Source organism: Variovorax sp. UMC13, assembly GCF_014170375.1.
Taxonomy (GTDB): Bacteria; Pseudomonadota; Gammaproteobacteria; order Burkholderiales; family Burkholderiaceae_C; genus Variovorax.
Map to the genome: position 1 here is coordinate 211,252 of NZ_LZZW01000015.1, position 25,078 is coordinate 236,329.

Sequence of the window (25,078 nt, forward strand, 5' to 3'; positions counted from 1 at the left end):
GGTTCGTCGACGTGGAACGTGACGAACTCGCCGACTGGCTGCGGCTCGCGCTGACGCCGGGCATCGGCGACGGCACGGCGCGCCGGCTGCTCACCGCCTTCGGCTTGCCCGGGGCCGTGTTCACGCAACCGCCTGCGGCCCTGCGCGACGTCGTCACGCCGGCGCAGGCGGCCGCGCTGCAACGGCCGCCCGCGGATCTCGACGCACAGCACGCCAAGACCTGGGACTGGCTGCAGACCGTCGAGCCCGACGGCGCAGTGCGGCGACTGGTGACGCTGGGCGATCCGGGCTATCCCGCCGCCTTGCTCGAGACCGCCGATCCGCCGCTGATGCTCTACCTGCTGGGCGCCGCCGAATTCGACCTGACGCAGCTGGCACGCAGCGTGGCCATCGTCGGCAGCCGCAACCCCACGCCGCAGGGCGAGCTCAATGCCCGGGCCTTCGCCCGCGCGCTGGGCGAGGCCGATGTCGTGGTGGTGTCGGGCCTGGCGCTGGGCGTCGACGGCGCGGCCCACCAGGGCGCGCTGGACGCGGTGGAGGCGGCCCAGCGCGGCCCCCGGCTCGCGACGGTGGCGGTGGTCGGCACCGGCCTCGACCGCGTCTACCCGGCCCGGCACCGCGCGCTGGCCCACCGCATCGCGTCGAATGGCCTGATCGTCAGCGAGTTCGCGCTCGGCACGCCGCCGCTGCACCCGAACTTCCCCCGGCGCAACCGGATCATCGCCGGGCTCGCGCGCGGCACGCTGGTGATCGAGGCCGCGCTGCAGTCCGGCTCGCTGATCACCGCCCGGCTGGCGGTGGAGCAGGGCCGCGAGGTGTTCGCGATCCCCGGCTCGATCCATTCGCCGCAGTCGCGCGGCTGCCATGCGCTGATCCGCCAGGGCGCCAAGCTGGTCGAGTCGGTGCAGGACGTGCTCGAGGAGCTGCGTTTCGACAGTGCCGCCACGGCCACATCCCACGCGGATGCCGAAGAAACCCCGGACCACGCCGACCTCGCATTGCTGCAGGCGATCGGCTTCGATCCGGTCGGCCTCGACGCCCTGTGCGCGCGCACCGGCCATGGCGCCGCCGCGCTGCAGGGCCTGCTGCTGGAACTCGAACTCGAGGGGCGCGTGGCGCGCCTGCCGGGCGGGCTGTTCCAGCGCGTCGCGCAGGGCTGAGCCAGGGACGAAGAAACGGGCCCGCCGGCAGGCGGCGCGTGGGCTATATTGAGCCCATGTTTGAAGTGCTTGTGTTCGTCTACGAAAACTACTGGCGCGGCAACGCGTGCCCCGAACCCGAGCAACTGGGCCGCAAGCTCAGCGCCCAGGGCTTCGAGGACGAGGAGATCCGCGCCGCACTGCAATGGCTCGACGAGCTGAGCTTCGCGACCCAGGGCGTCCCGCTGCAGCAGCAGGCCGATGCCTCGAGCGCGACGGTGCTGGCGCGCACGCCCGGCGAGGCGGCGCTGGCGCCGGCGGCCGATTCGATGCGCATCTACTCCGCGGCCGAACAGGATCACCTGGGCGCGGAATGCCTGGGCTTCGTGCACTTCCTGGAAGCGGCCGGCGTGCTCAACGGCGGCCTGCGCGAGATCGTGATCGAGCGCGCCATGGCGACCGCGGGCCAGCCGGTGGCGCTCGACGAGCTCAAGATCATCGTGCTGATGGTGCACTGGAGCACCGGCATCGAACCCGACGCCCTGGTGCTCGACGAGCTGTGCGACGGCCGCCGGGACCGCATCGCGCATTGAGGCGCCGCGGCGCCGCCCTCAGTTGAGCAGGCGCTCGGGGTTCGCGTCCAGCTTGGCCAGCGCCTCGCGCGTGGCGCGCACGGTGAGCGTCTCTTCCTCGGCCGGCACCAGCAGGCCGGCCTGCAGGTAGGAGGCCAGCCGCCCGGCCTGGATCAGGAAGCTGCGGCCGTCGGCCGAGGCGAACAGATGCAGCTGCTTGCGCTCGCTGCGCCAGACGAACTGCACCTGGCTGGCCCGGTTGTTGTGGTCGAGCATGAACCAGTTGCCGACCTGGAGTTCGCGCGCCCACTGCAGCATGTCCTCGTCGATCTTCGCGCCGCGGGTGTCGGGCACGACCTCGATCGAGGCGGCGTCCACGCCCAGCAGCAGCTCGATGCTGGCGGCATCCAGCGCCAGTTCGGCCGTGCCCTCGTCGCTCACGAAGTCCTCGAGGTTGGCCAGCCTGGAGGCCATGGCCTCGATCTTGGCCTGGGGAATGGCCTCGGTCTTCGACAGGAAGGCGTCGGACAGCGTCACGCCGATGGTCTTGATCTGCGCTTCCTGCGGCTCGCCCACGATGCCCAGCAGCGCCATGCCCGAGCGCAGCCGCTGCAGCAGCTTGGGCAGGTCCTGGATCACGCGGGTGCGGTCGTTGCGGTTGGGCTTGGCACTGGCGGCCCAGACCAGCTCGGAGGCCGCGCGCTTGAGCGTGACGGTCTGCTCGTCCTGCGCGCCGTACTTGAGCGCGGCGATGGCCAGCACCTCGGCCCAGATCTTGAACAGGAACTCGCGGATCTCCTCGCGCACCGGCATGTCGTTGAGCATCTTGCGCAACTCGATGGTGTACTGGATCGCCATCGTCTCCTTCTGCTCGACCTGCTGCGCCACGCTCATCACGCGCTGCGTGCTGTCGCTCTGCGTCAGGTACTTGTTGAGGAAGGCGACGAATTCGTCGAACACCAGCTTGAACACGCGCTGGCCGGTCTCGGGGTATTGCTCGATGACCTGCACCACGCGGCGGATCTCGCCCTCGAGCGCGCTGCCGGAGATGGCGGCGGCGTCGAAGCCCATCACCACCGAGCCCATGCGGTCGATCAGCATGCGCGCCGGATGCTGCAGGGTGCCGAAGAACTCCGGCTCGGCGATCGCCACGCGCAGCACCGGCATCTGCAGGCGCGCGAACCAGACGCGGGCCGAGAAGGGGATGCGCTCCTCGGCCAGGATGGCCTGGAACATCAGCGCGACGATCTCCACCGTGGCCTTGTCGGCGGTGGTCGGCGCCCGGCGCTTGAGATCGGTGGCGCGCCGGCGCAGCTCGGCCGCGCTGTGCTGCAGGGCCGCGACCTCGTCGCCGACCACGTACTGCGACGAGGCCAGCTGGTAGGCCGCGCCGGCATCGGAGATCGCCGCGGCAAAGCCGCCCGGCATGCCGGCGCCGGGGCCCGCGCCGCCGCGCGGGAGTCCGCCTTCACCGGTGCCGCCGGCACCGCGAGGGGCCATGTCGCCGCCGATGCGCGCCGTGACGAAGCGCTTGAGGTTGAGCAGCACGCCCTGGGCGCGCTGGCGCGCCATGGACAGCGGGGAGCCACCGGTCGCGACCAGGGTGTCGCCCGCCATGCCCATGGCATGCATGGCGCCCATTGCACCGGCCTGGAAGCCCATGCTCTCCGGCGCCATCGGCCGCCCCGCGCCGGAGGGGGCGTTGCCGCCGCCCAGGGGCATCACGCCGGAATGGCCGGAAGCGGTGCGGCGCACGAAGCTCTTAAGGTCGATCTCCGGCATCACGCCCTGCTGGACCAGGTGCCTGTTCGCATCGGCATAGGCCTTGGCGGTGGCCTCGAGCACGCCGCGCTCGATCACGTCCTGCACGCGGGTCCAGAGCACGCGCGAGAGCCCCACGGCCAGCCACTGTTCGACCATGGTGCGGGCCAGGGCCTCGGGCTTGAGCACGTCCTTGGCGCCGAGCTCTTCGGTGCCCTCCAGGTGCTGGATGCGCAGGCGCAGGTCGTTGATCTCGAAATTGGACTTGCCCTGCACCGCCTGGCCCAGCCGGGACGAGAGGATCTGGGTCTCGACCACGTCGTCGTCCATCAGCGCCAGGTTCGACAGCGAATGGGTGTCCACGCCGACGGCCGTGACCTCCTGCGCCTTGCGCCAGGCCTCCTGGGTCTGGGCCACCCAGCGGCCGCCCAGCGACTGGAAGGCCAGGAAGTCGTCGCGCCAGTCCTGCATGTCGCGCGCATTGCCCATCTGGGCCGCCGAGGCCGAGAGCCGGTCGCGGATCGCCTGCGCCAGGGGCTCGATCAGCGCCTGCGTCGCCGCGATGAAGCGCTGTCGCGTCTCGCGTGCGAGTTGCTGGGACAGGACCTGGGGACGCGCGGTGCTCATGGGAGGGTTTCAGGACGGCGGAAGAACATCATCGGACCCTGCGAGCTTGCCCGGGTCGGGGCGGACGCACAAGGGCATCCGATGCTCCCCAACCCGAAGCCGCCGGGTCCTGCATCATGTCATCGGGCCCGAAGGCTCACACCGTGGCGCCGGCATTCGGATCGTCCGGATCGCCTTCGTGCTTGACGGGGGTCTTGACCAGGTCTTCGCGCTTGATGCCCAGCCACATGGCGATGGCCGCGGCCACGAAACACGAGGAGTAGATGCCGAAGCAGATGCCGATGGTCAGCGCCAGCGCGAAGTAGTGCAGCGTCGGGCCGCCGAAGAAGAACATCGAGAGCACCACCAGCTGCGTCGAGCCGTGGGTGATGATGGTCCGGCTGATGGTCGAGGTGATCGCGTTGTCGATGGTCTCGACCGTGCTCAGCTTGCGGTAGCGCCGGAAGTTCTCGCGGATCCGGTCGAAGATCACGACCGATTCGTTGACCGAGTAGCCCAGCACCGCCAGCACCGCCGCCAGCACCGCCAGCGAGAATTCCCACTGGAAGAAGGCGAAGAAGCCCAGGATGATCACCACGTCGTGCAGGTTGGCCAGCACGGTCGACAGCGCGAACTTCCACTCGAAGCGGAAGGCCAGGTAGATCATGATGCCGATCACCACCATGCCCAGCGCCTTGAGGCCGTTGGTGGTGAGTTCCTCGCCGACCTGCGGGCCGACGAACTCGTTGCCGCGCAGGGTGGCGGTCGGCTCGACCGCCTTGAGCGCCTCCATCACCTGGGCGCTCTGCTGCGCCGAAGTCTGGCCCTTCTGCACCGGCAGGCGGATCTGCACGTCGCGCGAGGTGCCGTAGTTCTGCACCTGCACGTCGGCATAGCCCAGCTTGCCGATGGTGTCGCGGACCTTGCCGACGTCGACCGACTGCTGGTAGGCGACCTCCATCACGGTGCCGCCGGTGAATTCCACCGACAGGTGCAGCCCGCGGTGGAACAGGAAGAACACCGCCAGCAGGAAGGTCGCGATGGAAATCAGGTTCAGCACCTTGGCATGGCGCATGAACGGGATGGTCTTGTGGATGCGGAAGAACTCCATGGCATCGATCCTTTAGTTGGCTTCGGCCGGGGTCGTGCCGTCGGTCTTCGGGCGCCAGACGGTGCCGATCGAGACGCTCTTGAGCTTCTTCTTGCCGCCGTACCAGAAGTTCACCAGGCCGCGCGAGAAGAACACGGCCGAGAACATCGAGGTGACGATGCCGATGCAGTGCACCACCGCGAAGCCGCGCACCGGGCCCGAGCCGAAGGCCAGCAGCGCGATGCCCGCGATCAGCGTGGTCACGTTGGAGTCCAGGATGGTGCCCCAGGCGCGGTCGTAGCCGGCGTGGATCGCGGCCTGCGGCGAGGCGCCGGCGCGCAGTTCCTCGCGGATGCGCTCGTTGATCAGCACGTTGGAGTCGATCGCCACGCCGATGGCCAGCGCCATGGCGGCGATGCCCGGCAGCGTGAGCGTGGCCTGCAGCATCGACAGGATCGAGATCAGCAGCAGCAGGTTGACCGCCAGCGCGATCGACGAAAACACGCCGAACAGCGCGTAGTACAGGCACATGAAGACCATGATGGCGATGAAGCCGTACATCACGCTCTTGAAGCCCTTGTCGATGTTGTCGGCGCCCAGGCTGGGGCCGATGGTGCGTTCCTGGATGATCTCCATGGGCGCAGCCAGCGAGCCGGCGCGCAGCAGCAGCGCGAGGTCGTTGGCCTCGACCACGTTCATCGAGCCGGAGATCTGGAAGCGGTTGCCCAGCTCGCCGTTGATCGACGGGGCGGTGAGCACTTCGCCCTTGCCCTTCTCGAAGATCAGCATCGCCATGCGCTTGCGGTAGTTGTCGCGGCTCACGTCGCGCATGATCCGGCCGCCCTTGGCGTCCATCGTCAGGTCGACCTTGGGCTGCTGCGTCTGCGAGTCGAAGCCGGGCTGGGCGTCGGTCAGGTTCTCGCCGGTGACCAGCACCTGCTTCTTGACGATGACAGGGCGGCCTTCACGGTCGAGGAAGCGCTCGGAGCCGAAGGGCACCGGGCCGGTGCCGAGTTCGGCGGCGCGGCCTTCGGTCGACTCGTCGACCATGCGCATCTCGAGCGTCGCGGTGCGGCCCAGGATGTCCTTGGCCTTGGCCGTGTCCTGCACGCCCGGCAGCTGGACCACGATGCGGTCCAGGCCCTGCTGCTGGATCACCGGCTCGGCCACGCCGAGTTCGTTGATCCGGTTGTGCAGCGTGGTGATGTTCTGCTTGAGCGCCGCGTCCTGCAGCCGGCGCGCGGCCTCGGGCTTGATGGAGGCGGTGAGCTTCCACTCGGCGCCGTCCTGGCTGTCGACCGTCGAGAGGTCGGCGAACTGGTCCTGCACCAGGCGCTTGGCCGCCTCGAGGCTGGCAGCGTCGCGGAAACGCACTTCGACCGACTGGCCGTTGCGGCTGACCGCGCTGCCGCGGATGCCCTTGTCGCGCAGGGCGGTGCGCAGGTCGCCGGCGAAGGACTCGGCCTTCTTGTCGATCGCGCCCTTCATGTCGACCTGCAGCAGGAAGTCGACGCCGCCGCGCAGGTCGAGGCCCAGGTACATCGGGAAGGCGTGCAGCGCGGTGAGCCAGGTCGGCGAGCGCGAGACCAGGTTCAGCGCGACCACATAGGACGGATCGGCCGGATCGGGCACCAGCGCGCGCTGGAGCACGTCACGTGCCTTGAGCTGGTCGTCGGTGCTGAGGAAACGGGCGCGCACCGAGGTGGCGTCCAGCGTCAGCACGTCGGGTGTGAGCCCGCCGGCCTGGAGGGCCTCGGTCACGCGGGTCTGCGTGGCCGCGTCGACCTTGACGGTGGCCTTGGCGGCAGACACCTGCACGGCCGGCGCCTCGCCGAAGAAATTGGGCAGGGCGTAGATCAGCCCCACCAGCAGCACGACCACCAGGATCGCGTACTTCCAGACCGGGTAACGGTTCATATGAGAAGAAATTCAGCGTTGGGCGTTGCGCGCGAACCGGACGGGCCGGAGAGAGGGGAGCACCGCTCGGCGGGCGATCGGTGCCCGGCCCCGATTACTTGATCGCGCCCTTGGGCAGCACCTGGACCACCGCCGAGCGCTGGACCTTGATCTCGACGCCGTTGGCGATCTCGAGGCCGAGGTACTGCTCGCCGAGCGAGGTGATGCGGCCGAGCACGCCGCCCGCGGTGGCGACTTCGTCGCCCTTGGCCAGCGCCTCGATCATGGCGCGGGCTTCCTTCTGACGCTTCATCTGGGGCCGGATCATGACGAAATACAGCACCACGAACATCAGCACCAACGGCAGCATGCTGCCGAGCGATGACAACATGTCGCCGCCCGCGGCTGCGGGTGCGGTCTGGGCGAAAGCAGAGGAAATGAACAAGAGAGTCTCCAGCAGAAGAGCGGGTGGGAGCGCGCCGCGGGGGCGGCGCTGCCGTGGCCGCGGATTGCGGCCATGGGGCGCGGCAGGGGCCGCGCAGCACCCGGCATTGTATTCGGCGCGCCGGCCCGAGGGGTCGCGCGTTATCCGGCGCGGGATCGGGGTCTTGGCGGGGGCGCGCGCGGCCGGCGGCCCCGCGGGACACAGCCCGCGGCGTACGGCCTAGAAGGGGGAAATACAAAAATGTTGCGAGGCGCCCCGACGCGAAGGAGGAGGGAGGGAGGAGGAGGAGGGTCGCCCCGGGATTTCAGTCCAGGCAGATGCCTGGAAGGCCTCGCAACATAAAAACATTTGTCATCGTTCGATCACGATGCGATGGATTTATGAGCGGGCCGGCGGGGGCCCGGTTCCCCGTGCCAGGGCCCCAGATTGTCACCAAATGCATCCGCAAGGCAGCGCCACGTCCGACCCTGCAACGCGGAGGGTGGATGCGCGTGCCGGGCGCCAAAGCCGCTTAGGCTGGCGGCACCCGCCGCGGCAAGCCGCCCGCGCGGATCGCGGCCCTCCCTCCGCCACCTAGAATCCGCCGGCCCACGAAGGACGCACATGCTCTACCCCGAACTGTTCAGACAACTCGAATCCGTCCGCTGGGACATGGACCGCGACATCCCGTGGCAAGCCTTCGAGGGCACCAAACTGTCCGAGGAGCAGGCGCAGACCATCAAGATGAACGCCATCACCGAGTGGGCGGCGCTGCCGGCCACCGAGATGTTCCTGCGCGACAACCGGCACGACAGCGATTTCTCCGCCTTCATGTCGATCTGGTTCTTCGAGGAACAGAAGCATTCGCTGGTGCTGATGGAATACCTCAAGCGCTTCAGCCCCCAGCACGCGCCGACCGAGCAGGAGCTGCACGACATCCGCTTCGACTTCGATCCGGCGCCGCCGCTGGAGACGCTGATGCTCCATTTCTGCGGCGAGATCCGGCTCAACCACTGGTACCGCCGCGCGGCCGAGTGGCACACCGAGCCGGTGATTAAGCACATCTACACCACGCTGAGCCAGGACGAGGCGCGCCACGGCGGCGCCTACCTGCGCTACATGAAGCGCGCGATGGAGAAGTTCGGCGACGAGGCCCGCGCGGCCTTCACCAAGGTCGGCGTGCTGATGGCCAGCGCGCGCCGCACCGCCCAGGCGCTGCACCCGACCAACCTGCACGTGAGCAAGGCACTGTTCCCCAACGACACCATCCAGAGCCGCATGCCCGACCCGGACTGGCTCGAGCACTGGCTGGACAACCAGATCAAGTTCGACGCGGTCTGGGAGAACAAGGTGGGCGAGCGCATCCTGCACAACCTGAGTCTCTTGATGAACCGAAGCTTCAAGTCGGTGCAGGAGCTCAACCGCTACCGCAAGGAACTGTCGGCCTCGCTCGGCCCGAAGCCGGAATACCAGGGCGCCTGAGGCCCCTGCGCCGCGCGGGCTGTCACAACGGCCCGCGCCCCTTCGTCTGAGCGGCATGGACGACCCCACCCTCACCTTCGACCGCCTGCGCCCCCGGCTGCAGGGCATCGCCTACCGCATGCTGGGCTCGCTGGCCGAGGCCGAGGACGTGGTGCAGGACGCCTGGCTGCGCTGGCACGCCGCGGCGCACCACACCCTCGACAGCGCCGAGGCCTGGCTGGTCACCGTGACCACCCGGCTGGCCATCGACCGGCTGCGCGCGGCCAAGCTGCAGCGCACCCAGTATGTGGGCACCTGGCTGCCCGAACCGCTGATCGACGACGGCCCGCGCACGCCCGAACAGCTGCTCGAGCGCGCCGACGACCTCTCGATGGCCTTCCTCACGCTGCTCGAGCGGCTGGCGCCCGAGGCCCGGGCCGCCTTCCTGTTGCGTGAAGTGTTCGATGCCGAGTACGGCGAGATCGCCCACACGCTGGGCAAGAGCGAGGCCGCCTGCCGGCAGCTGGTGCACCGGGCCCGGACCCAGGTGCGCGAGGGCGAGCGGCCGCGCCAGGCCGTGACGCGCGACACCCACCTGCGGCTCCTGCGCGGTTTCGCCGAGGCGGCGCAGAAGGGCGACCTGCATGGCCTCAAGGCGCTGCTGGCCGAAGACGTGGCGATCCTCGGCGACGGCGGCGGCAAGGTGCCGTCCTTCGGCAAGCCCATCGTCGGCGCCCAGCGCGTGGCCCAGATCTACTTCGCGCTCGCGCGCCGCTACCCCGGCCTGGTGCGCATCGAGATCGCCGAGGTCAACGGCGCGCCGGGGATGCTGCGCTACGTCGACGGCGTGCTCGAGTCGGTGCAGGGCATCGAGTGGGACGGCGAACGCATCGTGCGCATCCATGCGCAGCGCAATCCCGACAAACTGGCGCACGTCGCCGCGAATTTCGGGCCTTGAGCGTCACAGGCGCCCAGGCTGGCGCGTCTTCAGGGGGTATCCAGTGACTTTCATCCAAGGAACCCTGTCATGAACACCCCCCGCCTTTCCTGGTTCAAGATCGCGCCCAAGGCCTACCAGGCCATGCTCGGCGTCAACGGCGCGCTGGCCGGCCACACGCTGGGCCAGCGCCTGTTCGAGATCGTCCAGGCCCGCGTCTCGCAGCTCAACGGCTGCGCCTTCTGCCTCGACATGCACGTGCGCGACCTGCGCAAGCTCGAAGTCGACTGGCAGCACATCAACAGCATCGCGACCTGGCGCGAAGTCGGCTTCTACGACGCGCGCGAACGCGCCGCGCTCCACTGGGCCGAGAGCCTGACCCGCCTGGTCGAGCACCACGGCGACCGCGATGCCGACTTCGCGCAGCTGCAGGCGGTGTTCAGCGACGCCGAGATCGTCGACCTGACGGTGGCGATCGCGCAGATCAACGCCTGGAACCGGCTGGGCGTGGGCATGCGCCTGCCGGTGGCCGAGAAGACCATCGCCTGAGCAAAGCGGCTCAGCGCCGCTCGACCACGATCGGTGCGATGCGCAGTTCCTCGCGCACCTGCGACACGGTCGCGGCGGCCGCGTCGCGGGTGGCGAAGGGCCCGGCCTGGAGCCGGTGCGTGCCGTCCTCGCTGAACACCCGCAGCTGCGGCGCCAGCGCGGGCAGGCCGCGCGCGGCCCGGCTGCGCAGGCCCTCCGCGCCGTCGCGCTCGCGGAAGGCACCCAGCTGCAGCCAGAAGCCCGCGGACGGTGCGTCGGCATTCGACGGCTGCAGTGGCGACGGCGTTGGCGCCGCGGCGGGCGTCAAGGGCGGCAGCTCGGTCACGACCATCGCCGAGGGCGCGGGTGCCGCGGAAGGCTGCGCGGGCAGCGCCACGCTGTCGGCTGGCGACGCCGCGGCGTTCGCGGTCCAGGCTGCGGGCACGGGGACGGGTGCCGGGGCCACGGTCCTGGAAGCAGGAGGCGGAGGCGGCGGAGGCGGTGCAGCCGCCGCCAGCATCGTCTCGCCGCCGCGACGCCAGGCCCCGGTGCGGATTTCCTCGTTGGTAATGCGCTCGATCTCCACCGGCCCCACGCCGCGCAGCAGGTCGAGCTTGAGCGCGGCGGTGTAGCTCAGGTCGATGATGCGGCCGTCGTGGAAGGGGCCACGGTCGTTGACCCGCACCACCACCTCGCGGCCATTGGCCGGATTGCGCACCCGCACATAGCTGGGCAGCGGCAGCGTCTTGTGCGCCGCCGTCATGGCGTACATGTCGTAGGGTTCGCCGCTGGCCGTGGACTGGCCATGGAACTTGTTGCCGTACCAGGAGGCGATGCCGCTCTCGCGCAGCGGCCGGTCGTCGGTGATCGGCACATAGGCGCGGCCCAGCACGGTGTAGGGCTTGCTGGTGCCGCCGCTGCTGCGGATCGACTCGATGCGCGGCTCGGCGTCGGGCACGCTGCCCAGGTTGGCCGGCGGATTGGCGCCCGGGCCGTCGCGCCCGCTGCGACCCTCGCCGCCCTTGGGGCCGCTGGCGCAGCCCGCCAGCACCAGCGCCGCCGCGAGGGTCGACCAGGCCGCGGCGCGCGGGACTGCGAAGCGCTCAGCCAAAGACCGCATGCCACAGCGCCAGCATGGCTTCGCGTTCGGCCGCCAGGGCCGGCAGCGGCACCTGCGTGGGTTCTTCGTTGAGCCGCGCGCGGTGCTGCACGCGGCGCAGCTCGCGGTAGGCCGCCGCGGCCCGCTGGCCCACGCCCTCGGGCAGCAGCCCGGCGGCCTCGGCGCGCTGCAGCAGCGCGATGTTGCCCAGGTTGGGCACCAGCTCGCGGTGCCCGCAGGCCTGCGACAGCACCAGGAACTGCACCGCGAACTCGGCGTCGACCATGCCGCCGGGGCTGTGCTTGACGTCGAAGCGCCTGGCCTTGACCGGGTGCGCGGCGCGGACCTTGTTGCGCATCGCGAAGATCTCGGCGCGCAGCGCCTCGTGGTCGCGTGGGGCGCAGATCACGGCGTTGCGGATGCCCTCGAAGCGCTCGCCCAGCGCCGGGTCGCCCAGCACGAAGCGCGCCCGCGTCATGGCCTGGTGTTCCCAGGTCCAGGCGGTGTTGCTGCCGCGGCCCAGCTGGTACTTCTCGTAGGCCGCGAAGGTGGTGATGAGCAGGCCGGAGTTGCCGTTGGGCCGCAGCGCGGTGTCGATCTCGAACAGGTCGCCCTCGCGCGTCTTGGTCGTGAGCCAGTTGATGAGCCGGCGGATGTAGGCCGCGTAGACCTCGCCCGCGCGCTCGTCCTCGTCCTCGTAGACGAACACGATGTCGAGGTCGCTGCCGTAGCCCAGTTCCTTGCCGCCCAGCTTGCCGTAGCCGATGACCGCGAACTGCGGCGCTTCGCGATGGGTGTTGCGCACATGCTGCCAGCACCAGCGCGCGGTGATGCGCAGCACGGTGTCGGCCATGGCGCTCAGGTCGTCGGCGACCTGCTCGACCGTGATCCGGCCTTCGACGTCGCGCGCCAGCGTGCGGAACACCTCGGCATGGTGCGCGTGGCGCAGCAGGTTCAACAGGCGCTCTTCATCGTCTTCACCGGTGCGGCGCAGCGACACCAGCCGCGACTCGAGCTCGCGCTCGAACTCGGCGGCGACAAAGCGCCCGCCCAGCATCTCGTCGCTGGCCAGTTCGTCGATCACGCCCGGGTGCTGCATCAGGTAGCGCGCCGGCCAGCGGGCCGAACCGAACAGCCGCAGCAGCCGCTCCTGCACCGCCGGCCGCTCGACCAGCAGCGCCAGGTAGCTCTCGCGCCGCAGCAGCGGCTCGATCCAGTCGGCCCAGCGCAAGGCCGCCTCGGTGCGCTGCGCCTTGACCTCCTCGGAGGCGTCCTCGGCCACGCCGTCGATCCACTGGCCGGTGCGGCGCACCAGCTGGCGCAGGCGCGCGCGCGTCTCGTCGCGCAGCGCCAGGATGCGCGGGCTCTCGCGCCAGCGCTCGACGCGCGCGGCAAAGGCCGCGGGCAGTTGCGCGATCAGGTCGTGGAGGTCGGCCGGCGGCTCGGCCTTGGCCTTGCCGTTGCAGCCGGTGCATTGCTTCTCGCCGCCCAGCAGCTTGTCGAACTCCTGCGCCACGAACTCGCGGTGGGTGTCGAGCTCGGCCAGGAAGGCGCAGCAGTCGGGCAGGCCCATCGACTGCGCGATCCAGCGCACGTCCTCGTCGTTGACCGGCAGCACATGGGTCTGCTGGTCGTCCAGGTACTGGATGCGGTGCTCGACGCGGCGCAGGAACTCGTAGGCCACGGCCAGCGCATCGGCCGTGTCCTGCGGCATCAGGCCGGCGCGCGCCAGCCGCTGCAGCGCATCGAGCGTGGGCCGGGTGCGCAGCTCGGGGAACTGGCCGCCGCGCACCACCTGCAGCAGCTGCACGGTGAATTCGATCTCGCGGATGCCGCCGCGCGACAGCTTGACGTCGTTGGCGCGCTCGGGCCGGCCGGCGCTGCGGCGCGCCGCCTGCTCGCGGATCTGCCGGTGCAGCGTGCGCAGCGAATCGAAGACGCTGTAGTCGAGGTAGCGGCGGAACACGAAGGGCAGCACCACGCCGCGCAGCGCCTGGGCCGAGCCGTCGGCCACCACCGAAGCGGGCGCCACCACCCGGCTCTTCATCCAGGCGAAGCGCTCCCACTCGCGGCCCTGCACCTGCAGGTACTCCTCCAGCGCATCGAGCGAGACCACCGGCGGGCCGGAGTTGCCGTTGGGCCGCAGCGCCAGGTCGACCCGGAACACGAAGCCGTGCTCGGTGGTGTCGCCCACCAGCGCATAGATGCGCTTGACGGCCAGCGCGAAGTACTCGTGGTTGGAGATCCGGCCGCGGCCGTCGGCGTCGCCCGCGGTGTCGCCGTCCTGGTCGTAGAGGTAGATCAGGTCGATGTCGCTCGACACGTTGAGCTCGCGCGCGCCCAGCTTGCCCATGCCCACCACCCAGAACTGGGCGCGCCGGCCGTCGGGGCCCAGGGGGGCGCCGTGGCGGGCGTCGAGCTCGGCCGCGCTCTCGGCGCAGGCGACGTCGAGCGCGAACTCGGCCAATTGGGTGACGGCGGTGGTGACCACGGCCAGCGGGGCCTGGCGGTCGCAGTCGAGCGTGACCAGCCGTTCCATGACCAGCTGGCGCACGATGCGCAGCGCATCGGCGGCGCTGTCGCCGCGGGCGCGCAACTGTGTGTAAGCCTGCTGCATCTGCGGGCGCAGGGGCTCGCCCGCGGGCAGCAGCGCCAGCTCGCCGGCATAGCGGCGGCGCAGCCGCTGGACGAAGCGCGAATGGGCGGACAACGGCACCGAGGCCGTCGTGGGGGAGGGATGCACGATGGCATCGGTGGGAGCGGAACCCGTCGAGAGGCTGGGGGTCATAATTCCTGCACAGCGCGATCCTCAATGAACGACACGGCGTCCCATCCTTCCAAGCTGCTCAAGTTCACCGCTGTCATGGCGCGATGGCTGCTGGGTCTGTTGATTGCCGCGTGGTCGTTGTTCGCCTTGGCGGTCGTTGTCCTACACGGCTGGATTGTGCCGCGAATCGGGGACTACCGTGAGGCCATCGAGGCGCAGGCCTCCCGTGCCGTCGGGGTACCGGTGCGCATCGGCGACATCCGCGCGCGCTCCGGCACCCTGTTTCCGGTGCTCGAGCTGCGCGACGTGGTGCTGCTCGATGCCCAGCAGCGCGAAGCGCTGCGGCTGGTGCGGGTGGTGGCCAGCGTCTCGCCACGCTCGCTGTGGCACCTCAACTTCGAGCAGCTCTACATCGAGAAACCCCAGCTCGAGGTGCGGCTGGACGCGCTCGGCAAGCTGCACGTGGCCGGGCTCGACATGTCGACCGACACCAGCGGAGAGACCCGCGGCGCCGACTGGTTTTTCGCCCAGCGCGAGTTCGTGATCGAGGGCGGTACGGTGCGCTGGACCGACGAACGCCGCCAGGCCGAACCCCTGATGCTGACCGACGTGCGCTTCGTCGCGCGCAACGCCGGGCGCCGCCATGCGCTGCGCCTGGACGCCACGCCGCCCGAGGGCTGGGGCGAGCGCTTCACGCTGCGCGGCCAGTTCCGCCAGCCGCTGCTGTCGGTGCGCCGCGGCAACTGGCACAGCTGGACCGGCCAGATGTACGCCGAGCTGCCGCACATCGACGTGCGCCGGCTCGGCCGCTACGTGGCACTCGACGCCCGCATCCGCGAAGGCAGCGGCGGCCTGCGCGCCTGGGCCGACGTGCGCAACGGCCAGATCGTCGGCGGCGCCACCGACCTGGCGCTCGACCAGATCGACGCCTCGCTCGACACCGGCCTGGAGCCGCTGGTGCTGCGCGGCGTGACCGGCCGGCTCGCGGGCCGGCTCAACGACAAGACGCTCGAGTTCTCCACCACGGCCCTCCAGTTCACCGCCGCCGACGGCCTGCGCTGGCCCGGCGGCAACCTGTGGTTCCAGCACACGCCCACCCAGGGCCGCAGCCCCGAGCGCGGCGCCTTCAAGGCCGATGCGCTCGACCTGGCCGCGCTGGCGCTGATCGCCGGCCGCCTGCCGCTGGGCGAGGCCACGCACCAGGCGCTGGCCACCTATGCGCCGCGCGGCGTGGTGGAGCGCCTCGACCTCGGCTGGCAGGGCGCGCTCGACGCGCCGCACCACTACCGCGCCACCGGCAGCGTGCGCGGACTGGGCCTGGCCTCGCAGCCGGCCAAGCCGCCCTCCGATGCCAAGCCGCAGGCCGCCGCCGCGATGCCGCATCCGGGCACGCCCGGCCTGAGCGGCGCCCGCATCGAGTTCGATGCCACCCAGGACGGCGGCAAGGCCACGCTCTCGATCGCGCAGGGCAGCCTCGAATTCCCCGGCGTGTTCGAGGAGCCGCTGATCCCGATCGACCGGCTCTCGGCCCAGTTGCAATGGAAGCTCGACGGCGCCAAGGCGCAGCTGCAGGTGAACGACCTGCGCTTCGCCAACGCCGACGCCACCGGCGAGGCGCGCGCCAGCTGGCGCACCAGCGACCCGGCGGTTTCGCACGCGCGTTCGCGCTATCCCGGCGTGCTCGACCTGCAGGGCCAGCTGACCAACGCCGACGGCACGCGGGTGTTCCGCTACCTGCCGCTGGAGATCCCCAAGCACACGCGCGACTACGTGCAGCAGAGCGTGACCAAGGGCCGCGCCAGCACGGTCGACTTCAAGGTCCGCGGCGACCTCTGGGACGTGCCCTTCAACGACCCGCGCGACGGCGAGTTCCGCATCGCGGCCAAGGTGTCGGGCGTCGACTACGCCTATGTGCCGGCCGCTGCCACCCCCAGCACCACGGTCAAGGCGCTGCCCTGGCCCGCGCTCACCGGCGTGGCCGGCGACCTGATCTTCGAGCGCTCCGGCATGCGGGTGCGCAATGCGCGCGGGCGCATCGTCGGCGCGCCGGGCATCGAGGTGACCCAGGCCGACGTGCAGATCGCCGACATGGCGCACCACGCGCCGCTGCTGGAGGTCGATGCCCAGGCCCGGGGTCCGCTGGCCGAACTGCTCAAGGTCGGCGCGCCGCTGACCGGCGAGGCGGCCGAGGCCATCGCCCGGGTGCGCGCCACCGGCAACGCCGACTACCGGCTCAAGCTCGACCTGCCGCTGGAGAACATGGACAAGGCCAAGGTGCAGTCCACCGTGGTGCTGGCCGGCAACGAGCTGCAGCTCGCGCCCGAAGCGCCGACCGTGTCGCAGGTCCGCGGCACGCTGGGCTTCACCGAGACCGGCTTTACCTTGAGCGGGGTGCAGGGCCGCCTGGCCGGCGGCGAGACGCGCGTCGAAGGCCGTGGCCGCTACGCGGGCGCCAGCCCGGAGATGAATTTCAGGGCGCAGGGCAGCGTGACGGCCGAAGGCCTGCGCGCCGTGCACGAGCTCGAGTGGCTGCCGCGGGTGGCGGCCAAGGCCAGTGGCGGCACCAGCTACGGCGCCACGCTGTCGGTGCGCGACGGCACGCCGGAGTTCTCGGTCAACAGCAGCCTGCAGGGCCTGGCCCTGGCCCTGCCCGCCCCGCTGGCCAAGAGCGCCGACGAGGCGATGCCGCTGCAGATCGAGAAGAAGGTGGTGCTGCGCGAGGCCCGGGCGGGCGCCGCGCCGCTGCTGCACGACCGCATCGCGCTGGGCCTGGGCCGCGTCGCCTCGGCCTACTACGTGCGCGACATCTCGGGCGCCGAGCCGCGCGTGCTGCAGGGCGCGATCGGCGTCGGGCTGCCCGAGGGCGAGACCGCCACCGCGCCCGAGCGCGGCGTGCTGGCCACGCTGCACCTCGCGCAGTTCGACCTGCCGGCCTGGCAGGCCCTGTTCGGCGAAGCCACCGGCAACGCGGTCGACACCGGCGCCAGCGGCGGCGACCCCTCGGCCTACCTGCCGACCTCCCTCGCGGTGCGCGCCCAGGCGCTGGGCATCGGCGGCGGCCGCACGCTGCACGACGTGGTGCTGGGCGGCTCGCGCGAGGGCACGCTGTGGCGGGCCAACATCGACGCCACCGAACTCAGCGGCTATGCGGAGTACCGCCAATCGCAGGACGGCCGCATCTACGCACGGCTGTCGCGCCTGAAGATCGCGGCCAGCGAGGCCAAGGACGTCGAGTCGCTGCTCGACGAGCAACCCGATGCGCTGCCGGCGCTGGACATCGTGGTCGACGACTTCGAGCTGCTGGGCCGGCACCTGGGCCGGGCCGAGATCGACGCCGTCAACCGCGGCGGCGCGCGGCGCGAGTGGCGGCTCAACAAGCTGGCCTTCACCATGCCCGAGGCCAGCTTCACGGCGCAGGGCACCTGGGCCGGCAACGACGCGGCGCGGCGCCGCACCGCGATGAACTTCAAGCTCGAGATGGCCGACGCGGGCGCGCTGCTCGCGCGCTTCAACATGAAGGACGTGATCCGGCACGGCCGCGGCCGGCTCGAGGGCGAGGTCGACTGGCAGGGCTCGCCGCTGTCGCTCGACTACCCCAGCCTCAACGGCCAGCTGCACATCGACGTGGGCAGCGGCCAGTTCCTCAAGGCCGATCCGGGCCTCGCCAAGCTGCTGGGCGTGCTGAGCCTGCAGGCGCTGCCGCGCCGGCTCACGCTCGACTTCCGCGACGTGTTCAGCGACGGCTTCGCCTTCGACTTCGTGCGCGGCGATGCGAAGATCGCGCGCGGCGTGGCCAGCACCAACAACCTGCAGATGAAGGGCGTGAACGCCGCCGCGCTGATGGACGGCTCGGCCGACCTGGCGCGCGAGACGCAGAGCCTGCGCGTGGTGGTGGTGCCCGAGATCAACGCCGGCACCGCCTCGCTGGTCGCGACCGCGATCAACCCGGTGATCGGCCTGAGCACCTTCCTCGCGCAGATGCTGTTGAGCAAGCCGCTGGCCGCCGCCGCGACGCAGGAGTTCGAGATCGAAGGCACCTGGGCCGACCCGAAGATCACCAAGGTGCCCCGCCGCAGCACGCCCGTGAACGAAGCACAGAAGGAGAACCGGCCATGAAAGTCGCAGCCATCCAGATGGTGTCGGCCATCGCCCGCGAAGCCAACCTGGCCCGCGCCCACGACCTGCTGGCCGAAGCCGCGGCCGCCGGCGCCGAACTGGCCGTGCTGCCCGAGTACTTCTGCGTGATGGGCGCCAAGGACACCGACAAGCTCGCGCTGCGCGAACGGCCCGGCGACGGCGCGGTGCAGGGCTTCCTGGCCGACGCGGCACGCGAGTTCGGCCTGTGGATCGTGGGCGGCACGCTGCCGATCGAGACCGCCGACGACGGCCATGTGTTCAACAGCTCGCTCGCCTATGCGCCCGACGGCAGCTGCGTGGCGCGCTACGACAAGATCCACCTGTTCTTCTTCGACAACGGGCGCGAGCACTACGACGAGCGACGCGTGGTCGCCCGCGGAAGCGAGCCCGTCAGCTTCGAGCTGCCCTCGCGCGACGGGCACCGCTGGCGCATCGGCCTGTCGGTCTGCTACGACCTGCGCTTTCCCGAGCTCTACCGCGCGCTGTCGCAGGGCGGCGCCGAACTGCTGCTGGTGCCCAGCGCCTTCACCCACACCACCGGCGCGGCCCACTGGGAAGTGCTGCTGCGCGCCCGCGCCATCGAGAACCTGGCCTGGGTCGTGGCGCCCGCGCAGGGCGGCACGCACGAGAACGGCCGCCAGACCTGGGGCCAGTCGATGATCGTCGACCCCTGGGGCACGGTGGTGGCGCAGCGCGCGCAGGACGAAGGCCTGGTGCTGTTCGAACTCGACGCCACGCGCACCGCCGCGGCACGCGCGCAACTCCCCGCCCTCTCGCACCGTGTCCTCCCCGCCGCTTGAGACGCTGCCCCCGGTGCCGCGCGAGAACCTCGCCACGCGCCTGGCGATCCGCATCGGCGGCCAGGCCTTCCTGAGCCTGCGCTCGGTCTGGCAGCGGTGGTTCCTCTGGGTGCTGCTGGCGCTGCTGGTGCTGGCGCTGCTGGGCACCGTGGTCTGGCTGGCCGGCCGGCACGAGGCCGAGCAGGTGCAGGCGGCGCTTGACCGCGACACCGCCGATGCGGCGGCGGACCTGCGCGCCGGCCTGCAGCGCAACGTGCAGGGCCTGCATGCGCTCGCCACCGGCGGACTCGACCGCGCGCGCTGGAACGCCGAGTCGGCCGCCCTGATGCGCGGGCACCGCGAGTGGCTGCGGCTCGAATGGCGCGACGGCGCGCTGCGCACGCTGGCCGCGGCCGACACGCCCTACCGCATCACGCTGTTCGACGAGGCCGGCCGCCAGTCGGCGCAGGCCGACGTCTCGCTGGCCTGCACCTCGGCCCACAAGCTCGAGGGCGCGGCCTACTCGCCCAGCCACTACGTCGCGCTGCCCGAGAGCGGCGGCCTCGAGGTGATGGAACTGTGCGTGCCGCTCGAGGCCGGCGGCTACCTGATCGCCACCTACGCGCTGCGCGACATGCTGATCGAGCTGGTCGCCCCCACGCTGCGGCGCGGCCAGGAGGTCTCGCTGACCGAACCCGACGGCACGCGGCTCGCGTCGGTCGGCACGGCGCGGCGCATCGGCAGCCGCGTGTTCAGCACCCAGCAGCTGATCGACCTGCCCGGCACCGCGCTGGTGCTGCGGGTCGACGGCTGGCGCGCCGCGCCCGACGTGTTTCCCAACCTGCTGACCGCGCTGGTCACGGCCATCTCGATCGCGCTGGTCTCGGTGCTGGTGCTGCTGGCGCGCGACACGCGGCGCCGGCTGCGCGCCGAGAGCGACCTGGCCGACACGCTGGCCTTCCGCAAGGCCATGGAGGACTCGGTCGTCACCGGCCTGCGCGCGCGCGACCTGCAGGGCCGCATCACCTACGTCAACCCGGCCTTCTGCGAGATGGTGGGCTTCAGCGCCGAGGAGCTGGTCGCCGCGGGCTTCGGCGAAGCGCCCTACTGGCCGACCGAACTGGCGCACGAATACCAGAAGCGCCAGACCCTGCGGCTGGCCGGCGGCCTGCCGCCGCGCGAGGGCTTCGAATCGGTGTTCATGCGCAAGAACGGCACCCGCTTCCCGGTGCTGATCTTCGAGGCCCCGCTGATCAACGCCCACGGCGTGCAGACCGGCTGGATGAGCGCCTTCATCGACGTCAGCGAACAGCGCCGCGTGGAGGAACTCTCGCGCGCCAGCCAGGAGCGGCTGCAGGCCAGCGCCCGGCTCGCGACCGTGGGCGAGATGGCCTCGCTGCTGAGCCACGAGCTGACCCAGCCGCTTGCCGCCATCGCCAGCTATGCGACCGGCTCGCTCAACCTGCTGCAGGGCGCCGAGGGCGAGAACGCCGAGGTCGCGATGGCGGTGCGCCGCATCGCCGAACAGGCCGACCGCGCGGGCCAGGTGATCCGCAGCGTGCACGACTTCGTGCGCCGGCGCGACCGCACGCGCGAGCCGGTGGCGCCGCAGGCCCTGCTCGACGCGGTGCTGCCGCTGGTGCGGCTGCAGGCGCGCAAGCTCGACGTGCGCGTCGAGATGGTGCTCGAGGACGGCTTGCCGCCGGCGCAGTGCGACCGCACGCTGGTCGAGCAGGTGCTGCTGAACCTCGCGCGCAACGCGATGCAGGCCATGGACATGCCGGAGCTGCGCGAACGCGTGCTGCTGCTGCGCGTCGCCCGTGCCGGCAGCCTGCGGGTGGAGGGCGCGCCGGCCGACATGCGCCATTGGCTGCTGTTCACGGTGGCCGATGTCGGCAGCGGCATCAGCGACGAGGTGGCCAAGCGCCTGTTCACGCCCTTCTTCACCACCCGCCCCGACGGCATGGGGCTGGGCCTGAGCCTGTGCCGCACGGTGGTCGAGCAGCACGGCGGCGTGCTGATGTACGAGCCGAACCGGCCGCGCGGGACAATCTTCCGCTTCACGCTGCCCATGGCATGAGGAGCTCCCACCCCCGAAGGGCTGGCCCACTTTGTGTGGCTGCGCCCCTCCCCCTCAAGGGGGCGACACCGGCGGCCCGGCAAAGCCGGTTCCGCGGTGTCCCTGGCCCACCCCCGAAGGCGGCGCGGCACTTCGTGTCCGCTTGCCTTCCCCCTCAAGGGGGCGACACCGGCGGCCCGGCGAAGCCGGTTCCGCGGTGTCCCTGGCCCACCCCCGAAGGCGGCGCGGCACTTCGTGTCCGCTTGCCTTCCCCCTCAAGGGGGCGACACCGGCGGCCCGGCGAAGCCGGTTCCGCGGTGTCCTGGCCTAGGGTTCATGGTATGGATTTCGCTTGCCGTTCGGCCTGGAGAGAATTGAAATGCAACCCCTGATCGATGGACTGGTCTTCATCGTCGACGACGATGCGAGCGTGCGCGATGCGCTGGCCTGGCTGCTGCGTTCGCGCCGGCTGGCGAGCGAGCCCTTTGCCTCGGCCGATGCCTTCGAGGCCTACATCACGAGCATGCCGCCGTTGCCGCAGCCGCACTGCCTGCTGCTGGATGTGCGCATGCCGGGCACCAGCGGACTGGTGCTGTTCGACCGACTGGCCGAGCGCGGCCTGCTGGACTCGATGCCGGTGATCTTCCTCACCGGCCATGCCGATGTGCCGACCGCGGTCGACCTGGTCAAGCGCGGCGCCTTCGACTTCTGCGAGAAGCCCTTCTCGGACAACGCGCTGGTGGACCGGATCGAGAAGGCGCTGGCGGCCTCGCTGGTGGCGGTCCACGCCCAGGCCGCGCGCCAGGCCCTGCGCGGGCGCATCGGCGAACTCACCGACCGCGAGCGCGACGTAATGCAGCTGGTGGTCGAGGGATTGCCCAACAAGCTGATCGCCGATCAGCTGTCGATCAGCGTGCGAACGGTGGAGGTCCACCGCGCGCGGCTGTTCGAGAAGATGGACGTCAGGTCGGCCGTGGAACTGGCCAACCTGCTGCGGGGCCTCTGAGAGCCGCCGGATCAGCCTTGGGGCGAACGCTCGCCGACGTAGATCTCGACGCGGCGGTTCTGCGCGCGGCCGGCGTCGCTGTTGTTGTCGGCGATCGGTTCACGCGAGCCGCGGCCTTCGATGCGGAAGGCGTTCGACGGCACGCCGCGGGCGATCAGGTAGTCGCGCGTGCTGGCGGCACGGTCGACCGACAGCGGGTTGTTGATGGCGTCGCTGCCGGTGCTGTCGGTGTGGCCGATGATGCGCACTTCGGCGTTCGGGTTGTTGCGCAGGCCGTTGGCGAACTGGTTGAGCACCGGGGCGAAGTTGGCCTTGATGGCCGAGCGGCCGGTGTCGAAGGACACGTCGCTCGGGATCGCGAGCTTGAGCTCGTTGTTGGCGGTCTGCGTCACGCCGATGCCGGTGCCGCGGGTGGCGGCTTCCATCTCGCGCTTCTGGTTCTCCATGCGCTGCGACCAGAGGTAGCCGCCCAGTGCGCCCACGCCCGCGCCGATGGCCGCGCCGGTGCCGGCACGACCGCCGGTGACCGAACCGATGGCGGCGCCGCCCAGCGCGCCCACGCCGGCGCCGATGCCGGTGTTGCGTTGCGTGTCACTCATGCCGGCGCAGCCGGTCAGGACGACGGCGAATGCGGCAGTGGCGAGTACGAGTTTCTTCATGGCGGTTTCCTTCGATCGAAGTTGAGAGACGCCGCAGCATGATCTGCCGCGGGATGTCGGTCAATTATCCCGATGAAAGCAGGGGCCGATGGCCGCGGCGGGCGTCTCGGCATGTAACCATCCGGGGGTTCGATCCTCCTGAAAGCCCTGAAAACAAAGGCTTTTCAGCTACAAAATCAATAGCAACTCCGCAGTTACCTCACGATACGATGCGGCCTCGCCCGACAGGGAAAGCGTGACATTCAGCCGCGTGGCGGCGTGTCTTCCGGGGCCTCGGCCTTGTGCGCCGGGTCGATTTCGCCGCCCTTGCGGCCCGAGAACATGGTCCACCACACGATGAAGACGAGCAGCACGAGGGCGCCGAGCGCTTCAAGCAAAATCAGACCCATGACAAAAGGACTCCGGTGGCTGGTGGTGACGGCCATCGTAACAATGCTCGCAGCCTGCTCGACCGGCACGCGCATCCCCCCCACGACTTCCCCGCCCATTGCCGGCAGCCCGCCGCCGGTGCTGGGTCCGCTCACCGGATCGCTGGCGCACCCCAAGAGCCGCTGGGTGCCCGTGGCCTGGTCCGAACTGCCCGGCTTCAACGACGACGCCACCCACGAAGGCTGGGACGCGATGGTGTCGAACTGCGCGCGCCCCAACGCAGCCTTCGCTCCGCTGTGCCAAGACGTGCGCCGGCTCGCGATCGCGGACGCCGACGCGCAGCGCCAGTGGATGACCGAGCGCCTGCAGCCCTACCGCGTGGAATCGCTCGCGGGCCAGAGCGAAGGCCAGCTCACCAGCTATTACGAACCGGTCTACGAGGCTTCGCGCCAGCCGACCGCACAGTTCAACGTGCCGATCCACGCCACGCCGGTCGGCCTGGTGCCCAAGCGGCCCTGGTTCACGCGCGAGCAGATCGAGACCCTGCCCGAGGCGCAGGCCGCGCTGCGCGGCCGCGTGATCGCCTGGATGGCCGATCCGGTCGACGCGATGATGCTGCACATCCAGGGCTCGGGCCGGCTGCGCCTGACCGAGCCCGACGGCCGACAGCACACGGTGCGCGTGGCCTTCGCCGCCACCAACGAGCAGCCCTACCGCAGCATCCAGCAATGGCTGATCAACCAGGGCGCGGGCCGCGTGAGCCGCTGGCCCGACGACACCAAGGCCTGGGTCGCGCAGAACCCGCAGCGCGTCTCGCAGCTGATGTGGAGCAACCCGCGCTATGTGTTCTTCCGCGAGGAGACGCTGAGCGATGTCGATGCGGCCTTCGGCCCGCGCGGCGCGCAAGGCGTGCCGCTGACGGCCGGCCGCTCGATCGCGGTCGACCGCGACAGCATCCCCTACGGCACGCCAGTCTGGCTGACCTCGCCGGGCCCGTCGGTGCAGCTGCAGAAGCTGGTGGTGGCACAGGACACGGGCAGCGCGATCCTGGGCGCCGTGCGCGCCGACTATTTCGCGGGCACCGGGCTCGAGGCCGGCAAGCTGGCGGCGACGGTGAACCAGCCGCTGCGCCTCTGGGCGCTCTGGCCGAAGTAGCCCCACCCCCGAAGGCGGCGCGGCACTTCGTGTCCGCTTGCCCTCCCCCTCAAGGGGGCGACACCTGCAGCCCGGCGAAGCCGGTTCTGCGGTGTCTCTGGCCCACTCTCGATGCGCCTTCGGCGCCTCCCCCTCGCGGGGCGACACCGGCGGCCCGGCCCCAGCCGGTTCCGCGGTGTCGCTGGACCACCCCCGATGCGCCTGCGGCGCTTCCCCCTGAATGAGCGACGCCAGCGGCACAGTGGCGCCGATGCCGCGGCGTTCCTGGCCGTGACATGGATGTCATGGTCACAGTGCCGTGATCCGGCTTTCATCGAACTGACACATGACTTTCTCTGCCCTGTCATCGCGGCTGCCTATGGTCGCGGGCTGATCCGCTCAACCCACGAAAGACAGTGCACATGAATGCCAAGACCCTGACTGCGGCGCCTTCGATCGATCCAGACGACATCGGCCATAACACCACTCAAAATCCCGAGTTCAACGATCTGATCGCAGCGCGCCTGAGCCGTCGCAAACTTTTCGGCCTGGGCGTGGGCACGGCCGGCGCCGCCCTGCAGGCCGAAAAGTTTGCGACGGCTCAGGCGCGCTGCGATCAGATCGTTGAACTCGGGATTTTGAGTGGTGTTATGGC

The 25,078-nt window shown here is 70.7% G+C and carries 19 protein-coding genes; 11 read left to right on the forward strand and 8 right to left on the reverse strand.

The genetic code is table 11. From position 1 onward, the window contains the following. Window positions 1–11 precede the first annotated feature (11 nt). Entirely contained in the window at window positions 12–1,160 is a 1,149-nt protein-coding gene (gene dprA / locus A9977_RS13090; protein WP_183025270.1) for a DNA-processing protein DprA, read from the forward strand. Between the two features lie 56 nt (window positions 1,161–1,216). Beyond that, entirely contained in the window at window positions 1,217–1,732 is a 516-nt protein-coding gene (locus tag A9977_RS13095; protein ID WP_183025271.1) for a DUF494 family protein, read from the forward strand. A gap of 18 nt (window positions 1,733–1,750) precedes the next feature. Here the strand turns inward: A9977_RS13095 and A9977_RS13100 are convergent, their stop codons facing one another. The 4 genes from A9977_RS13100 to yajC all read right to left on the reverse strand — a co-directional run bounded on the left by A9977_RS13100 (window position 1,751) and on the right by yajC (window position 7,509). After that, window positions 1,751–4,099 carry a DUF1631 family protein gene (locus tag A9977_RS13100; protein ID WP_183025272.1) on the reverse strand — a complete coding sequence of 783 codons (2,349 nt, stop codon included), beginning with the start codon at window positions 4,097–4,099 and terminating at the stop codon, window positions 1,751–1,753. Window positions 4,100–4,235: 136 nt separating this feature from the next. Then, complete coding sequence (gene secF, locus A9977_RS13105) at window positions 4,236–5,189, reverse strand: protein translocase subunit SecF (protein ID WP_183025273.1); 954 nt, start codon at window positions 5,187–5,189, stop codon at window positions 4,236–4,238. Window positions 5,190–5,201: 12 nt separating this feature from the next. Beyond that, entirely contained in the window at window positions 5,202–7,085 is a 1,884-nt protein-coding gene (gene secD, locus A9977_RS13110; RefSeq protein WP_183025274.1) for a protein translocase subunit SecD, read from the reverse strand. A gap of 94 nt (window positions 7,086–7,179) precedes the next feature. Beyond that, complete coding sequence (gene yajC, locus A9977_RS13115) at window positions 7,180–7,509, reverse strand: preprotein translocase subunit YajC (protein ID WP_183025275.1); 330 nt, start codon at window positions 7,507–7,509, stop codon at window positions 7,180–7,182. 603 nt (window positions 7,510–8,112) lie between these two features. On the opposite strand from yajC, the gene A9977_RS13120 reads away from it, so the two are divergent. The 3 genes from A9977_RS13120 (at window position 8,113) to A9977_RS13130 (ending at window position 10,435) form a co-directional block, all read left to right on the forward strand. Next, complete coding sequence (locus tag A9977_RS13120; protein WP_183025276.1) at window positions 8,113–8,970, forward strand: ferritin-like domain-containing protein; 858 nt, start codon at window positions 8,113–8,115, stop codon at window positions 8,968–8,970. A 55-nt stretch (window positions 8,971–9,025) separates the two neighbouring features. Further along, window positions 9,026–9,907 (forward strand): RNA polymerase sigma-70 factor, encoded by an 882-nt coding sequence (locus A9977_RS13125; RefSeq protein WP_183025277.1) that lies wholly within the window; start codon window positions 9,026–9,028, stop codon window positions 9,905–9,907. A 69-nt stretch (window positions 9,908–9,976) separates the two neighbouring features. Continuing rightward, the gene (locus A9977_RS13130; RefSeq protein ID WP_183025278.1) at window positions 9,977–10,435 is read left to right on the forward strand and encodes a carboxymuconolactone decarboxylase family protein; all 459 of its coding nucleotides are present in this window, start codon (window positions 9,977–9,979) and stop codon (window positions 10,433–10,435) included. Window positions 10,436–10,445: 10 nt separating this feature from the next. Here the strand turns inward: A9977_RS13130 and A9977_RS13135 are convergent, their stop codons facing one another. Together A9977_RS13135 and glnE are read right to left on the reverse strand one after the other, a co-directional pair. Continuing rightward, a complete protein-coding gene (locus tag A9977_RS13135; protein WP_405054686.1) occupies window positions 10,446–11,525 on the reverse strand; it encodes a septal ring lytic transglycosylase RlpA family protein in 1,080 nt (359 codons plus the stop codon). Further along, window positions 11,518–14,301, reverse strand: a complete 2,784-nt coding sequence (gene glnE, locus A9977_RS13140; RefSeq protein ID WP_183025280.1) for a bifunctional [glutamate--ammonia ligase]-adenylyl-L-tyrosine phosphorylase/[glutamate--ammonia-ligase] adenylyltransferase — start codon at window positions 14,299–14,301, stop codon at window positions 11,518–11,520. The genes A9977_RS13135 and glnE overlap by 8 nt, the downstream gene beginning before the upstream one ends. 24 nt (window positions 14,302–14,325) lie before the next feature. Between glnE and A9977_RS13145 the strand changes: the two genes are divergently transcribed. From A9977_RS13145 to A9977_RS13160, 4 genes are all read left to right on the forward strand, one after another. Next, window positions 14,326–18,396 (forward strand): YhdP family protein, encoded by a 4,071-nt coding sequence (locus A9977_RS13145; RefSeq protein WP_183025281.1) that lies wholly within the window; start codon window positions 14,326–14,328, stop codon window positions 18,394–18,396. Beyond that, a complete protein-coding gene (locus tag A9977_RS13150) occupies window positions 18,393–19,217 on the forward strand; it encodes a carbon-nitrogen hydrolase family protein (RefSeq protein WP_183025282.1) in 825 nt (274 codons plus the stop codon). The genes A9977_RS13145 and A9977_RS13150 overlap by 4 nt, the downstream gene beginning before the upstream one ends. Before the next feature lie 40 nt (window positions 19,218–19,257). Next, entirely contained in the window at window positions 19,258–21,276 is a 2,019-nt protein-coding gene (locus A9977_RS13155) for a nitrogen regulation protein NR(II) (RefSeq protein ID WP_183025305.1), read from the forward strand. Window positions 21,277–21,634: 358 nt separating this feature from the next. Then, entirely contained in the window at window positions 21,635–22,261 is a 627-nt protein-coding gene (locus tag A9977_RS13160) for a response regulator transcription factor (RefSeq protein ID WP_183025283.1), read from the forward strand. A gap of 11 nt (window positions 22,262–22,272) precedes the next feature. On the opposite strand, the gene A9977_RS13165 is transcribed toward A9977_RS13160, so the two are convergent. Together A9977_RS13165 and A9977_RS13170 are read right to left on the reverse strand one after the other, a co-directional pair. After that, window positions 22,273–22,920: an OmpA family protein gene (locus A9977_RS13165; protein ID WP_183025284.1), complete on the reverse strand. Its 648-nt coding sequence runs from the start codon at window positions 22,918–22,920 to the stop codon at window positions 22,273–22,275. Between the two features lie 242 nt (window positions 22,921–23,162). Beyond that, the gene (locus tag A9977_RS13170) at window positions 23,163–23,309 is read right to left on the reverse strand and encodes a hypothetical protein (protein ID WP_183025285.1); all 147 of its coding nucleotides are present in this window, start codon (window positions 23,307–23,309) and stop codon (window positions 23,163–23,165) included. On the opposite strand from A9977_RS13170, the gene A9977_RS13175 reads away from it, so the two are divergent. Both A9977_RS13175 and A9977_RS13180 read left to right on the forward strand, forming a co-directional pair. Continuing rightward, window positions 23,308–24,444 carry a murein transglycosylase A gene (locus tag A9977_RS13175; protein ID WP_183025286.1) on the forward strand — a complete coding sequence of 379 codons (1,137 nt, stop codon included), beginning with the start codon at window positions 23,308–23,310 and terminating at the stop codon, window positions 24,442–24,444. The genes A9977_RS13170 and A9977_RS13175 overlap by 2 nt on opposite strands. 401 nt (window positions 24,445–24,845) lie before the next feature. Then, a partial coding sequence (locus tag A9977_RS13180) for a hypothetical protein (RefSeq protein WP_183025307.1) occupies window positions 24,846–25,078 on the forward strand: 233 nt, incomplete at its 3' end.

Excerpts from the sequence above, each read along its gene's own strand:
- A9977_RS13160 (WP_183025283.1), top strand. The coding sequence starts at position 21,635 with ATGCAACCCCTGATCGATGGACTGGTCTTCATCGTCGACGACGATGCG.
- A9977_RS13170 (WP_183025285.1), bottom strand. The coding sequence starts at position 23,309 with ATGGGTCTGATTTTGCTTGAAGCGCTCGGCGCCCTCGTGCTGCTCGTC.
- glnE (WP_183025280.1), bottom strand. The coding sequence starts at position 14,301 with ATGACCCCCAGCCTCTCGACGGGTTCCGCTCCCACCGATGCCATCGTG.
- A9977_RS13095 (WP_183025271.1), top strand. The coding sequence starts at position 1,217 with ATGTTTGAAGTGCTTGTGTTCGTCTACGAAAACTACTGGCGCGGCAAC.
- A9977_RS13125 (WP_183025277.1), top strand. The coding sequence starts at position 9,026 with ATGGACGACCCCACCCTCACCTTCGACCGCCTGCGCCCCCGGCTGCAG.
- A9977_RS13100 (WP_183025272.1), bottom strand. The coding sequence starts at position 4,099 with ATGAGCACCGCGCGTCCCCAGGTCCTGTCCCAGCAACTCGCACGCGAG.
- A9977_RS13150 (WP_183025282.1), top strand. The coding sequence starts at position 18,393 with ATGAAAGTCGCAGCCATCCAGATGGTGTCGGCCATCGCCCGCGAAGCC.
- secD (WP_183025274.1), bottom strand. The coding sequence starts at position 7,085 with ATGAACCGTTACCCGGTCTGGAAGTACGCGATCCTGGTGGTCGTGCTG.
- A9977_RS13130 (WP_183025278.1), top strand. The coding sequence starts at position 9,977 with ATGAACACCCCCCGCCTTTCCTGGTTCAAGATCGCGCCCAAGGCCTAC.
- secF (WP_183025273.1), bottom strand. The coding sequence starts at position 5,189 with ATGGAGTTCTTCCGCATCCACAAGACCATCCCGTTCATGCGCCATGCC.
- A9977_RS13145 (WP_183025281.1), top strand. The coding sequence starts at position 14,326 with ATGAACGACACGGCGTCCCATCCTTCCAAGCTGCTCAAGTTCACCGCT.
- A9977_RS13165 (WP_183025284.1), bottom strand. The coding sequence starts at position 22,920 with ATGAAGAAACTCGTACTCGCCACTGCCGCATTCGCCGTCGTCCTGACC.
- A9977_RS13175 (WP_183025286.1), top strand. The coding sequence starts at position 23,308 with ATGACAAAAGGACTCCGGTGGCTGGTGGTGACGGCCATCGTAACAATG.
- A9977_RS13120 (WP_183025276.1), top strand. The coding sequence starts at position 8,113 with ATGCTCTACCCCGAACTGTTCAGACAACTCGAATCCGTCCGCTGGGAC.